At 56.6% G+C, this 13,233-nt stretch carries 11 protein-coding genes; 7 read left to right on the top strand and 4 right to left on the bottom strand.

The features are described 5' to 3' along the window. Positions 1–127 precede the first annotated feature (127 nt). The 4 genes from fhuA to fhuB are packed head-to-tail and all read left to right on the top strand — an operon-like array spanning position 128 to position 6,064. A complete protein-coding gene (gene fhuA, locus AC2FAP_RS13705) occupies positions 128–2,347 on the top strand; it encodes a ferrichrome porin FhuA (protein WP_449541882.1) in 2,220 nt (739 codons plus the stop codon). Between the two features lie 50 nt (positions 2,348–2,397). Continuing rightward, positions 2,398–3,195: a Fe3+-hydroxamate ABC transporter ATP-binding protein FhuC gene (fhuC, locus tag AC2FAP_RS13700; RefSeq protein ID WP_041162431.1), complete on the top strand. Its 798-nt coding sequence runs from the start codon at positions 2,398–2,400 to the stop codon at positions 3,193–3,195. Further along, complete coding sequence (gene fhuD / locus AC2FAP_RS13695; RefSeq protein ID WP_449541881.1) at positions 3,195–4,085, top strand: Fe(3+)-hydroxamate ABC transporter substrate-binding protein FhuD; 891 nt, start codon at positions 3,195–3,197, stop codon at positions 4,083–4,085. The genes fhuC and fhuD overlap by 1 nt, the downstream gene beginning before the upstream one ends. Beyond that, the gene (gene fhuB, locus AC2FAP_RS13690) at positions 4,082–6,064 is read left to right on the top strand and encodes a Fe(3+)-hydroxamate ABC transporter permease FhuB (RefSeq protein ID WP_449541880.1); all 1,983 of its coding nucleotides are present in this window, start codon (positions 4,082–4,084) and stop codon (positions 6,062–6,064) included. Before fhuD ends, fhuB begins: the two co-directional genes overlap by 4 nt. Positions 6,065–6,120: 56 nt before the next feature. Here the strand turns inward: fhuB and hemL are convergent, their stop codons facing one another. Continuing rightward, positions 6,121–7,401 (bottom strand): glutamate-1-semialdehyde 2,1-aminomutase, encoded by a 1,281-nt coding sequence (gene hemL, locus AC2FAP_RS13685; RefSeq protein WP_032681635.1) that lies wholly within the window; start codon positions 7,399–7,401, stop codon positions 6,121–6,123. 177 nt (positions 7,402–7,578) lie between these two features. On the opposite strand from hemL, the gene clcA reads away from it, so the two are divergent. Together clcA and erpA are read left to right on the top strand one after the other, a co-directional pair. Beyond that, the gene (gene clcA, locus AC2FAP_RS13680; RefSeq protein ID WP_025205197.1) at positions 7,579–8,979 is read left to right on the top strand and encodes a H(+)/Cl(-) exchange transporter ClcA; all 1,401 of its coding nucleotides are present in this window, start codon (positions 7,579–7,581) and stop codon (positions 8,977–8,979) included. Positions 8,980–9,064: 85 nt separating this feature from the next. Beyond that, positions 9,065–9,409, top strand: coding sequence for an iron-sulfur cluster insertion protein ErpA (gene erpA / locus AC2FAP_RS13675; RefSeq protein WP_013095643.1), 345 nt, complete (start codon positions 9,065–9,067; stop codon positions 9,407–9,409). 56 nt (positions 9,410–9,465) lie between these two features. On the opposite strand, the gene AC2FAP_RS13670 is transcribed toward erpA, so the two are convergent. The 3 genes from AC2FAP_RS13670 to mtnN are packed head-to-tail and all read right to left on the bottom strand — an operon-like array spanning position 9,466 to position 11,608. Further along, positions 9,466–10,089: a TRIC cation channel family protein gene (locus AC2FAP_RS13670; protein ID WP_014168690.1), complete on the bottom strand. Its 624-nt coding sequence runs from the start codon at positions 10,087–10,089 to the stop codon at positions 9,466–9,468. A 27-nt stretch (positions 10,090–10,116) separates the two neighbouring features. After that, the gene (gene btuF, locus AC2FAP_RS13665) at positions 10,117–10,917 is read right to left on the bottom strand and encodes a vitamin B12 ABC transporter substrate-binding protein BtuF (protein ID WP_025205196.1); all 801 of its coding nucleotides are present in this window, start codon (positions 10,915–10,917) and stop codon (positions 10,117–10,119) included. After that, positions 10,910–11,608 (bottom strand): 5'-methylthioadenosine/S-adenosylhomocysteine nucleosidase, encoded by a 699-nt coding sequence (mtnN, locus tag AC2FAP_RS13660; RefSeq protein WP_014168692.1) that lies wholly within the window; start codon positions 11,606–11,608, stop codon positions 10,910–10,912. The genes btuF and mtnN overlap by 8 nt, the downstream gene beginning before the upstream one ends. Positions 11,609–11,690: 82 nt before the next feature. Here mtnN and dgt point away from each other — a divergent pair, with 82 nt between their 5' ends. Continuing rightward, positions 11,691–13,205 carry a dGTPase gene (gene dgt / locus AC2FAP_RS13655; RefSeq protein ID WP_449541879.1) on the top strand — a complete coding sequence of 505 codons (1,515 nt, stop codon included), beginning with the start codon at positions 11,691–11,693 and terminating at the stop codon, positions 13,203–13,205. The last annotated feature ends 28 nt before the right edge of the window (positions 13,206–13,233 follow it).

Here is a 13,233-nt window from a genome sequence, read left to right as displayed (position 1 = left end):
TCTTAAACCCTTAATTCTCGTAGGGCCGCTTACTGCTTGCTATGCAGCCAGCGTTTCGCATATTATTCTGCGGTCATAATAATAATTCTCGTTTACGTTATCATTCACTTTTCCATCAGAGATAAACATGGCGCTTTCCAATACTGCTCAGCCAATTCACACGTCGCTGCGAAAAATCGCGGTCGTCGTAGCCACAGCGGTTGCCGGCATGTCTACGTATGCACATGCGGCTGAAACCCAGAAAAAAGAAGAAACCATCACCGTCACTGCCGCGCCTGCCGCCCAGGAAAGTCCGTGGGGGCCTGCGCCAACGATCGCAGCAAAACGCACGGCAACGGCGACCAAAACCGATACCGCGATTGAAAAGACCCCGCAGTCTATTTCCGTGGTAACGCGTGATGAAATGGAACGCCGCCAGCCAGCGACCGTAAAAGAGGCGCTGGGCTATACGCCGAGCGTGTTTGCGACCCGCGGCAGCTCCACCACCTATGATGTGGTCTCAATTCGTGGTTTTACCGCGCCTTCGACGGTAAACACCAACCAGTATCTCGATGGCATGAAGCTGATGGGGAATAACTACTCCGAAGCTTCCATGGATCCGTACTTCCTTGAGCGCGTAGAAGTGATGCGCGGACCTACGTCTGTGCTCTACGGCAACAGCAATCCCGGCGGTATCGTCAGTATGGTGAGCAAACGCCCACTGACCGAGCCGCTGAAAGAAGTCCAGTTTAAAATGGGGACCAATAACCTGTGGCAAACGGGCTTCGATTTCAGTGATGCAATCGATGAAGATGGCGTGTGGTCGTACCGCCTGACCGGTCTTGGCAGTAGTCAGAACGCACAGCAGGAGATGTCAAAATCAACCCGCTATGCGATTGCGCCCTCCTTTAGCTGGCGTCCGGATGACAAAACCGATTTCACCTTCCTGAGCAATTTCCAGAACGATCCGGAAGCGGGCTACTACGGCTGGTTGCCACGGGAAGGGACCGTGGTGCCATACCGTGACGCAAACGGCAATGAACATAAGATCCCAACCGATTTCAACGAAGGTGAAGCGGATAATAAGATGGCTCGTCGCCAGCAGTTGATTGGTTACAGCTTCTCGCATCAGTTTGATGACACGTTCACCGTGCGTCAGAATCTGCGTTACGCAAAAGTGCATACGCTCTACCGCTCTGTTTACGGCAATGGCTACGCTGAGCCTGGCAAAATTAACCGCGCTTACGTGCGTTCAGATGAAGATCTGAATATGTTCACCGTGGATACTCAGCTGCAGTCGACATTCGCGACGGGCGCCGTAGACCACACGTTGCTGACGGGCGTTGATTACTCGCGTATGCGTAATGATATCAATGCGCTGTACGGTTCCGCCGACCCTATTGATATCCAGAACCCGGATTACGGCAACGCGAACATCAACACCAACCTGCCATGGTCTAACTATTCCGTCGTTAATCGTAATGAACAGACCGGGCTCTATGCTCAGGATCAGGCGGAGTGGGATAAGTGGGTGCTGACGCTGGGCGGACGCTACGACTACGTGATGGCCTCAACGCTGACGCGCGGTACGGCCGATTCGCTGGCTGAAAACCACGACCAGGCTTTCACCTGGCGCGGGGGAATTAACTATCTCTTTGATAACGGTATTTCACCTTACTTCAGCTACAGCGAGTCGTTTGAGCCGGTATCGGGCGCCGATCGTAACGGCACACCGTTCGACCCTTCCCGCGGTAAGCAGTATGAAACGGGTGTGAAATACGCGCCGAAAGACCTGCCGGTTGTGGTCACCGCGTCACTGTTCCAGCTGACTAAGGATAAGAACCTGACGGCGGATCCGAACGATCCAACGAATACTCACAGTATCCAGACCGGTGAGATCCGTTCTCGTGGTTTCGAACTGGAAGCGAAGGCAGCGGTTAACGCCAATATTAACGTGACCGCGGCGTATAGCTTTATTGATGCTGAGTACACCCATGACAGCACCTTTGAAGGTAAACGTCCGGCGGAAGTGCCGCGTAATCAGGCGTCATTGTGGGCAGATTACACCTTCACCGACAAGGCCTTAAGCGGCCTGACGATTGGTGCCGGTACCCGTTACATCGGTAACACGGTGAGCTACTACTCAAGCGGCGACAAAAAAGATCAGCCGTTTAACGTCGCGAGCTACACCCTTGCCGATGCGATGGTGAAATACGATCTGGCCCGTCTGGGTCTGCCGGGGTCATCTGTGGCGGTGAACGTGAATAACCTGTTCGATCGGGAATATGTCTCCAGCTGCTACAAGGATTATGCATGCTACTGGGGTGCTGAACGTCAGGTTGTCGCCACCGCGACCTTCCGCTTCTAATCTCTCTTCGGGCACGGTTCGCCGTGCCCTTTTTATTTAAGTTGGCCGATATGCAGGATAATCAAACGCAATCCGACACCACCTTCACGCTCAATAATCTCTCCTTTCGCGTGCCCGGACGCACCCTGCTGCATCCGCTCTCTTTGACCTTCCCGGCAGGTAAAGTGACAGGCCTGATTGGTCACAACGGCTCTGGTAAATCCACGCTGCTCAAAATGCTTGGCCGCCATCAGCTGCCGTCAGAAGGCGATATCCTGCTGGACGGTCAGCCGCTGGAGAGCTGGAGCAGTAAAGCCTTTGCCCGCAAAGTGGCGTATCTGCCGCAGCAGTTGCCGCAGGCGGAGGGGATGACCGTGCGTGAACTGGTGGCGATTGGGCGTTATCCGTGGCACGGCGCGCTTGGCCGTTTCGGCGTGGCCGACAGAGAGAAAGTGGAAGAGGCAATTGCGCTGGTGGGGCTAAAACCGCTGGCCCACCGTCTGGTAGACAGCCTGTCAGGAGGGGAGCGTCAGCGCGCGTGGATAGCAATGCTGGTGGCCCAGGACAGCCGCTGCCTGCTGCTCGACGAACCGACCTCTGCGCTGGACATTGCCCATCAGGTCGACGTGCTTGCGCTGGTGCATCGTTTAAGCCAGCAGCGCGGTCTGACGGTTATCGCGGTCCTGCATGATATCAACATGGCCGCGCGTTACTGCGATTACCTCGTTGCCCTGCGCGGCGGTGAAATGATCGCCCAGGGGACGCCGTCTGAACTGATGCGCAGTGAAACGCTGGAACACATTTACGGTATTCCAATGGGGATTTTGCCTCACCCTGCCGGGGCAGCACCGGTGAGCTTTGTGTACTGATGCTGGATTCTATGTTGATGAGTCGCCGTCGTCTGCTGATGGCAATGGCGCTTTCACCGCTGCTGTTAAAAATGAATACCGCGCGTGCGGCTGCGGTCGATCCACACCGCATTGTGGCGCTGGAATGGTTGCCGGTAGAGCTGATGATGGCGCTGGGCGTTACGCCCTATGGTGTGGCGGATATTCCCAACTACAGGCTATGGGTGAATGAGCCGAGGCTACCGGACTCGGTAATCGACATCGGCCTGCGCACCGAGCCAAACCTCGAACTGCTCACCCAGATGAAGCCGTCATTCCTGTTCTGGTCTGCAGGTTACGGCCCGTCAGAAGAGACAATGGCACGGATTGCGCCCGGCCGTGGTTTCTCCTTCAGCGACGGTAAAAATCCGCTGGCGATGGCGAAAAACTCCCTCCACGAGATGGCACAGTTCCTTAACCGTGAGGTTGAGGCCAAAAAACATCTCGACGATTTTGATGCCCTGATTAACGCCCTGAAGCCGCGTTTTGCTCAACGGGGCGATCGCCCGCTGCTGATGGTGACGCTGCTGGATGCCCGCCATATGCTGGTCTTTGGGAAAAACTGCCTGTTCCAGGACGTGCTCGACAGTTTTGGTATTCGTAATGCCTGGGAAGGGGAGATGACCTTCTGGGGCAGCACCGCCGTGGGGATTGACCGTCTTGCGGCATTTCGCGATGTGGATGTGTTGTGCTTTGACCACGGCAACGAGCGGGAGATGCAAACCCTGATGGCGACGCCGCTCTGGCAGGCAATGCCGTTTGTGCGTGAAAAACGGTTCCTGCGCGCACCTGCGGTATGGTTCTACGGTGCGACCCTTTCTGCCATGCACTTTGCCCGCGTGCTGGACAACGCGCTGGGAGGCCAGGCATGAGTACGCGTATTGCCCGTTTCCCGGCACTGTTACTTTGCCTCATTTTCCTGTGCGCGCTGGCATTGACCTGGTTTAATCTGTCGACGGCCTTACCGCGCGACCAGTGGCGTGGGGCGCTGGTGGCGCCAGATATCGATAATATTCAGCAAATGCTGTTCCACTACAGTCTGTTGCCGCGCCTTGCGATTGCGCTGCTGGTCGGTGCGGGATTAGGGCTGGTGGGCGTTTTATTCCAGCAGGTACTGCGTAACCCTCTGGCCGAGCCGACGACGCTTGGCGTGGCGACCGGGGCACAGCTTGGGATCACGATTACCACACTCTGGGCGTTGCCTGGGGCATTGACCTCGCAGTTTGCTGCCCTCGCCGGTGCGTGTGTGGTGGGCGCGCTGGTATTCGGCGTCGCCTGGGGCAAACGTCTCTCCCCCGTTACGCTTATTCTTGCGGGGCTGGTGGTGAGCCTGTACTGCGGCGCGATTAATCAGCTGCTGGTGCTGTTCCATCACGATCAGCTGCAAAGCATGTTCCTCTGGAGCACCGGTACGCTCACCCAGACCGACTGGAGCGTCGTGCAGCGTCTGTGGCCGCAGCTCGTCGGTGGCGTCGTGTTGACGCTGCTGCTCTTGCGCCCGCTGACGTTGATGGGTCTTGACGATGGCGTGGCGCGTAATCTGGGGCTGGCGCTGTCGCTGGCCCGTCTGGGGGCGCTGACGCTGGCGATTGTGCTCAGTGCCCTGCTGGTTAATGCGGTAGGCATCATCGGGTTTATCGGGCTATTTGCGCCGCTGCTGGCAAAAATGCTCGGTGCGCGCCGCCTGCTGGCGCGCCTGATGTTAGCCCCGCTGATTGGCGCGTTGATCCTCTGGCTTTCCGATCAAATCATTCTCTGGCTGGCACGCGTCTGGATGGAAGTGTCTACCGGTTCGATGACGGCGCTTATCGGTGCACCGCTGCTGCTGTGGCTGCTGCCGCGTCTGCGCAGTATCAGCGCGCCAGCGATGGATGCTGGCGATAAGGTCTATGCTGAGCGCCAGTCAGTGCTGGGGTTCAGCCTTGCCGGGCTGGCAGTGCTGATTGTTATCTCATTTGCCGCGCTCGCTTTCGGACGCGATGCGGTGGGCTGGCACTGGGCGTCTGGGGATCTGCTTAACGAACTCATGCAGTGGCGCTGGCCGCGCATTCTCTCGGCGTTAATCGCCGGGGTCATGCTGGCGGTGGCGGGCTGTATTATCCAGCGTCTGACCGGTAATCCGATGGCCAGCCCGGAGGTTCTGGGTATCAGTTCTGGTGCCGCCTTTGGCGTGGTCCTGATGCTGTTCCTGGTGCCGGGAAATGCCTTCGGCTGGTTGATGCCTGCCGGGAGCGTTGGCGCGGCGGTGACGCTGCTGATCATCCTCATTGCCTCCGGGCGTGGCGGGTTTTCCCCTCACCGGATGCTGCTTGCCGGGATGGCGCTCAGCACGGCATTTACCATGCTGCTGATGATGCTGCAGGCGAGTGGCGATCCGCGTATGGCCAAGATCCTGACCTGGATCTCCGGTTCAACGTACAGCGCCACCGGCAGTCAGGTCGTGCATTCCGGGATTGCAATGATCGTATTGCTGGCGATGGTGCCGCTGTGCCGTCGCTGGATGACCATTCTGCCGCTGGGCGGCGAGACCGCGCGTGCGGTGGGGATGGCCCTGGCGCCGTCCCGTATCGGGTTACTGCTGCTGGCCGCATGCCTCACGGCAACGGCCACCATGACCATCGGCCCGCTGAGTTTTGTCGGCTTAATGGCGCCGCACATTGCCAGAATGATGGGCTTTCGTCGCACGATGCCGCACATTGTGATGTCGGCGCTGACGGGGGGCGTAATACTGGTGGTGGCTGACTGGCTGGGGCGGATGGCGCTGTTCCCGTACCAGATACCTGCCGGGTTGCTGTCGACGTTTATCGGTGCGCCGTACTTTATCTATTTGTTGAGAAAGCAAAGCAGGTAGAAGGGCGGTGGGGTATTGCCCTCTCCCGGTGGAGAGGGCAGCAGTTCGTTTCTGTCTTACAACTTCGCAAAGACCCGGCGCGCAGCATCGATAGTCTTATTGATATCGTCTTCGCTGTGCGCGACGGACATAAAGCCTGCTTCAAACGCGGATGGTGCCAGGTAGACGCCTTCTTCCAGCATCAGATGGAAGAAGCGCTTGAAGCGTTCAACGTCACACTTCACCACATCCTGATAGCAGGTCACGGTTTTCGCATCGGTGAAGAAAATCCCGAACATCCCACCAACGTGGTTTACCACCAGAGGAATACCGGTTTCTTGCGCGGCCTCCAGCAGGCCGTTGGCAAGTTGAGTTGTCAGGTCGGTCAGGGTTTCGTGAATACCCGGCTGCGCGACTTCGGTCAGACAGGCGAAACCTGCGGCCATCGCAATGGGGTTGCCGGAAAGGGTACCCGCCTGGTAGACCGGGCCAGTCGGCGCCAGCGCTTCCATCACCTCTTTACGTCCCCCGAATGCACCGACAGGCATGCCGCCGCCGATGATTTTGCCAAGGCACGTCAGGTCCGGCTCTACGTCGTAGTAAGACTGTGCCCCCGCCAGCGCGACGCGGAAGCCGGTCATCACTTCGTCGATGATCAGCAGAGCGCCAAACTCATCGCACAGGGCGCGCAGACCCGGCAGGAACTCCGGCTGCGGTGGAATGCAGTTCATGTTGCCTGCGACAGGTTCAACGATGATGCAGGCAATCTCCTGCGGATACTGCTCGAAGGCTGCCCGAACAGTGTTCAGATCGTTATAGGTGCAGGTCAGGGTATGCTTCGCAAAGTCAGCCGGTACGCCCGGTGAGTTCGGCTGACCGAGGGTCAGCGCGCCGGAGCCGGCTTTTACCAGCAGGCAGTCCGCATGACCGTGGTAGCAGCCTTCAAATTTGATGATCTTGTCACGGCCGGTAAAACCACGTGCCAGGCGGATCGCGCTCATGGTGGCCTCGGTACCGGAGTTCACCATACGCACCATGTCCATTGTCGGGACCAGTTCGGTGACCAGTTCCGCCATTTTCACTTCCATCTCGGTTGGCGCGCCGAAGCTCAGGCCGCGCTGGGCGGCTTCGATCACCGCATTGCGGATAGCAGGATGGTTGTGACCCAGCACCATCGGACCCCAGGAGCCGACATAATCGATATAGGCTTTGCCATCGACATCATACAGATACGCGCCGTCAGCACGTTCGATAAACAGCGGCGTACCGCCTACGCCGGTAAAGGCGCGAACAGGCGAATTCACGCCACCTGGGATAAGCTCGCGGGCTGCACTGTAGAGGTTTTCAGACTTGCTCATGGCGTCGTTCCTGGTTCGTATAAAATGATTAAGCACACTATTCTAAGTGATCCTCGGAAGGTAATGAAATTTTTGCCCCCTTTCATGCCCAAACAATTGTTAAGTATTTTTCACGGGATGATATTACGCACTCTGGTAAAATCCCTGCGGTTATTTGTATGACGAAAAGAAACGGTAATGAAAGCAGACACTCATTCTTATACTGAACAGCAGTTCAGACGTGCGCAGCACCGTATCAGCATCCGGCGCTTGCTTAATCGTGATAAAACGCCGCTGGCTATCCTGCTGGCTGCTGCCGTGGTCGGCGCAGTTGCCGGGCTGGTGGGTATCGCCTTCGAAAAAGCGGTTAACGCGATAATGAACTGGCGAATTGGAACCGTGGCGGGTTTTGCCTATAGCGGTGGATGGGTATGGGTGTGGGCCTTTGGCTTATCTGCGCTGTTTGCCATGGTGGGCTATTTCCTGGTCCGTAAATTTGCGCCGGAAGCGGGCGGTTCCGGGATCCCTGAAATAGAAGGCGCACTGGAAGAGCTGAGGCCGGTTCGCTGGTGGCGCGTCATCCCGGTAAAATTTATCGGTGGCATGGGAACGCTCGGGGCAGGCATGGTGCTCGGGCGCGAAGGACCAACGGTGCAGCTGGGTGGAAACGTTGGGCGCATGGTCGGCGATCTGTTTCGCATGCGCAGCGCGGAGGCGCGACATACGCTGCTGGCAACGGGGGCGGCGGCCGGCCTTTCGGCGGCGTTCAACGCACCGCTGGCGGGGATCCTGTTCATTATTGAAGAGATGCGGGCACAGTTTCGCTACAACCTTATCTCGATAAAAGCGGTATTCACCGGCGTCATTATGTCGAGCATTGTCTTTCGCATTTTTAATGGCGAAGGTGCGGTGATTGAGGTGGGGAAACTGACCAATGCGCCAGTGAATACGCTGTGGCTGTACCTGATCCTCGGCATGATTTTTGGCGTGGTCGGCCCGCTGTTTAACACGCTTATCTTACGCGCTCAGGATATGTTCCAGCGCATTCACGGTGGGAATACCACCCGCTGGGTATTGATCGGCGGACTGCTGGGCGGTGCCTGTGGCGTGCTCGGCTTCATTGAGCCCAATGCCGCAGGCGGTGGCTTCGGCCTGATACCGATTGCCGCGGCGGGTAATTTCAGCATTGGTCTGTTGCTGTTCATGTTTATTTCGCGGGTGATTACCACCGTATTGTGCTTCTCCTCCGGTGCGCCTGGCGGTATTTTTGCCCCGATGCTGGCGCTGGGTACGCTTCTGGGAACCGCGTTTGGCATGGTCGCTGCTGCCGGATTTCCGGCCTATCATCTGGACGCCGGGACCTTTGCTATTGCCGGAATGGGCGCGCTGCTGGCGGCGTCTCTGCGCGCGCCGTTGACCGGCATCGTGCTGGTTCTGGAGATGACGGATAATTACCAGCTCATTTTGCCAATGATCATTACCTGTCTCGGCGCGACACTATTAGCCCAATTCCTGGGTGGAAAACCGCTATACTCCACCATTCTTGCTCGTACCCTGGCAAAACAAGAGGCCGAGCGGGCCCCGACGCAGAATACTTGAATGAATTACCAGGGTATTAGATAATGACATAAAGAATTGGGTGAATTTTACCCAATAGCAGTAGCAGTATTCATGGGAGCATAAGATGAGTGATGACGTAGCGTTGCCGCTGGAATTTACCGAAGCAGCAGCCAACAAAGTGAAAACCCTGATTGCCGACGAGGACAATCCGGATCTGAAACTGCGTGTCTATATTACCGGTGGCGGCTGCAGCGGCTTCCAGTATGGTTTTACCTTTGACGATCAGGTCAACGACGGCGATATGACTATCGAGAAGCAGGGCGTTGCGCTGGTGGTTGACCCGATGAGCCTGCAGTACCTGGTGGGTGGTTCGGTGGATTACACTGAAGGCCTGGAAGGTTCGCGCTTCGTTGTGACTAACCCGAACGCGACAAGTACCTGTGGATGTGGCTCTTCGTTCAGCATCTGACAGGGATGCAGTCGTAAGCCCGGTAAGCGTAGCGCCACCGGGCTTATAAACAACGCTTATCGTGCATTATCATCCAGCGCAAACGTCGGCAGCTTCAGATGCCAGCGTATCGCCGCTAACCGTATCCCCAGCGTGACCACCATACCCAGCATGGCTGCATTTTCTAGCGGCATCGCAAAGGTGTAATACGCCGTCGCGTGAACAATCCCACCAATAATACACGCCGTGGCATAGATTTCGGTACGCAGGATCATGGGAACTTCACGCGCCAGAATGTCGCGAATAATCCCGCCGCCGACCCCGGTTAACACGCCCATGCAGATGGCCACCATCGGGCCCGTTCCCGCATTGAAGGCTTTGTTGACCCCGATGCCCACAAAGACGGCCAGACCGACGGCATCCAGTACCGGGAGTATCCATTTCGGTAACCGGCGGGGTTGGCGAACCAACACAATGGTCAACAGACAGGTGACCATCGCCACCACCAGATCGGTTGGATCTTTTACCCAAAATACCGGGCCATTCGCCAGGGCCATATCACGTATCGTCCCGCCACCCACGGCGGTGACCACGCCCAGCACCAGCACGCCAAACGGATCCATGCGCAGTTTTCCGGCGAGTAAAACGCCGGAGATAGCAAAAACGGCTGTGCCAAGAATATCCAGCCAATAAACGAGCATCGTTAAATCCTCGAGCGGGGTATGTTGTTAGTGACTCTCTGCCAGCGCGGCACAGAGCTGTTTTGCGGCGAGGATAATACGCGGGCTGGCGCGTTCAAACCAGTCACTGGTGAGGGGGATCACCGGTATTTTTAGCTGACGTTGCCAGAATTGTTCAATTTTAGGAATCTCGCTCGCATTTCCGACCACCACGATGGCCTGTGGCTGGCGTGCGAGCACCTGTTCCCGGCTGACCTGAGGCCACGGCACCCGGCTGGCTGCAAAGATGTTTTCACCGCCGCAGATTTCCAGCACCTGATTCTGAATGGATCCTTTCCCGGTGGTGAACAGCGGCTGGCTGCCAAACTGCAGGAAGATGCGTTTTTTGACGGGGGTATCGTAGCGGGATTTCAGCGCGGCATAGTCGCTGAGCATCTGTTTCGCGGCATTCTCGGCTTTTGCTGGGGTAGGGCTGTAGGGGGCCAGAGAACGCAGTGCCTGAGCGACCTGCTCAATGCTCACCGCATCAATCCACATCACCTTGATCCCAAGCGAGGAGAGCTGGTTGACCTGCCGCTCGGCGTTACCGCCGCGCCAGGCGAGCACGAGATCGGGTTTAAGCGCCACGATGCGCTCAATGTTCATCCCTTGCCAGGTTGCCACCTGTTCAATATGGGCCGCTTGCGGAGGGTAATCCGAAAAGCTGCTCACGCCGACAGGCGTGATCCCGGCGGCAAAGGCCAGTTCGGTGTTTGCCGGAGAGAGCGTAATCACACGCGGCGCGGCAAATAGCCATGCCGGTGCGAGAAAAAGCAGGGCGACCAGCGCCCTGATGTATGGGTTACCCACGAGCCAGTTTCTGCACCAGGCGCTCCACCATCACGGTGGACTGTTTTGCCGCAACGGTCAGGAACTCGTCGAAGCTGATATGAGACTGCTGGTCAGCCACGTCGGAGATGGCGCGGACCACCACGAACGGAACGTTGAAGTTATGGCAAACGTGAGCAATGGCGGTCGCTTCCATCTCAACGGCAACGGCCTGAGGGAAGTTATGACGAATTTTCGCCAGGCCGACGGAGCCATTGATGAACGCATCACCGCTGACGATCAGGCCGCGTACCGCGTTGAGGTTCAGCTCAGCGATGCAGCTTTCAGCCGCCGCAATCAGTTTGTCATCGGCTTTAAACCCGGCCGGGCAACCCGGAAGCTGACCGTATTCGTAGCCGAATGCGGTAACGTCTGCATCGTGGTAACGCGCTTCATCGGAAACAACGATATCACCCACTTTCAGCGTCGACGCCAGGCCGCCTGCAGAACCGGTGTTAATGATAACGTCCGGCTTGCAGCGTTCGAGCAGCAGGGTCGCGCCCAGCGCAGCAGCAACCTTACCGATGCCTGATTTCAGCAGAGCGACGTCAACGCCATTCAACTGGCCGGTGTAGATCTCACAGCCACCGAGGGAGAGAGTCTGACGGTTCTCAATTTTGTCACGCAGCAGCGTAACTTCTTCTTCCATTGCACCAATAATGCCGATTTTCATAGATTTACTCGCGATGTGCCTTGTTAAGATGCATAGTCTATCATGCGGTTAAGAGGAAACGCATTCTCACGCGGGGGAGCACATGTCACCAATCGATTTTCGCACCAAAATTAACTGGCACCGACGTTTCCGTTCGCCGCAGGGCGACAAGAGCGAGCATGAGATCCTGCGTATCTTCGAAAGCGATCGTGGGCGGATCATAAACTCGCCGGCAATCCGTCGTTTACAGCAAAAAACCCAGGTGTTTCCGCTTGAACGTAACGCTGCGGTGCGCACGCGCTTAACGCATTCTATGGAAGTTCAGCAGGTTGGCCGCTACATTGCCAAAGAGATCTTAAGCCGTCTCAAAGAGCAGCAGCTCCTCGAAACCTATGGGCTGAATGAGCTGACCGGGCCGTTTGAGAGCATCGTTGAGATGGCCTGCCTGATGCATGACATCGGTAATCCGCCCTTTGGTCATTTTGGTGAAGCCGCCATAAATGACTGGTTTAAACAGCGGCTTTATCCTGCTGATGCGGTAAGCCAGCCTCTGAGCGATGACCGCTGCCTGGTGCGGGATTTACGCCTGCGCGAAGGTGAAGACGCGCTGAACGACCTGCGGCGTAAAGTCCGTCACGACCTCTGTCACTTCGAAGGCAATGCGCAGGGGATCCGGCTGGTACACTCCCTGATGCGTATGAACCTGACCTGGGCACAGGTGGGGTGCATCCTGAAATATACGCGACCGGCCTGGTGGATGGGCGAGACGCCCGCGTCGCACAGTTATTTGATGAAAAAGCCGGGCTATTATCTTTCCGAAGAAGCCTATATTGAGCGCCTGCGTAAAGAACTTTCTCTGACACCAAACGGCCGCTTCCCCTTAACCTGGATTATGGAAGCTGCCGACGACATTTCATATTGTGTTGCCGACCTGGAAGACGCCGTTGAGAAAAGAATATTCAGCGTCGAAGAACTTTATCAGCATCTTTATGAGGCCTGGGGAACGCATGAAAAAGGCTCGCTGTTTGCTCAGGTTGTCGAAAATGCCTGGGAGAAATCGCGTTCAAATACATTAAGCCGCAGCACGGAAGATCAGTTCTTTATGTATTTACGGGTCAATACATTAAATAAACTGGTGCCGTATGCCGCCTCGCGCTTTATTGACAACCTGCCGTTAATTTATAGCGGCGAATTCAACCATGCGTTGCTGGAAGATGACAGCAGCTTTAGCCAGCTTCTTGAGCTCTATAAAAATGTGGCCGTGCGTCATGTTTTCAGCCATCCGGATGTCGAACAACTTGAGCTGCAGGGATACAGGGTTATCAGTGGGTTACTCGAAATCTATCGGCCTCTGCTGCAATTATCCGTCGACGAGTTCAGCGAGCTGGTGGAAAAAGAGCGCGTGCGGCGAATACCGATCGCATCCCGGCTTTATCAGAAACTCTCAACCCGCCACCGTCTGGCTTATGTCGAAGCCATTGGCAAGCTGGATCGTCAGTCGCCCCAGTGGCCGGTGCTGGAATATTATTATCGCTGCCGTCTTATCCAGGACTATATCAGCGGGATGACAGATTTGTATGCCTGGGATGAATACCGCAAGCTCATGGCGGTGGAATAAGCACGGAGTTTTGTAAAGACGGCCAATA

The sequence above is a fragment of the Enterobacter cloacae complex sp. 394I7 genome (assembly GCF_057320345.1).
This window is presented reverse-complemented; position numbering and strand designations above follow the sequence as displayed.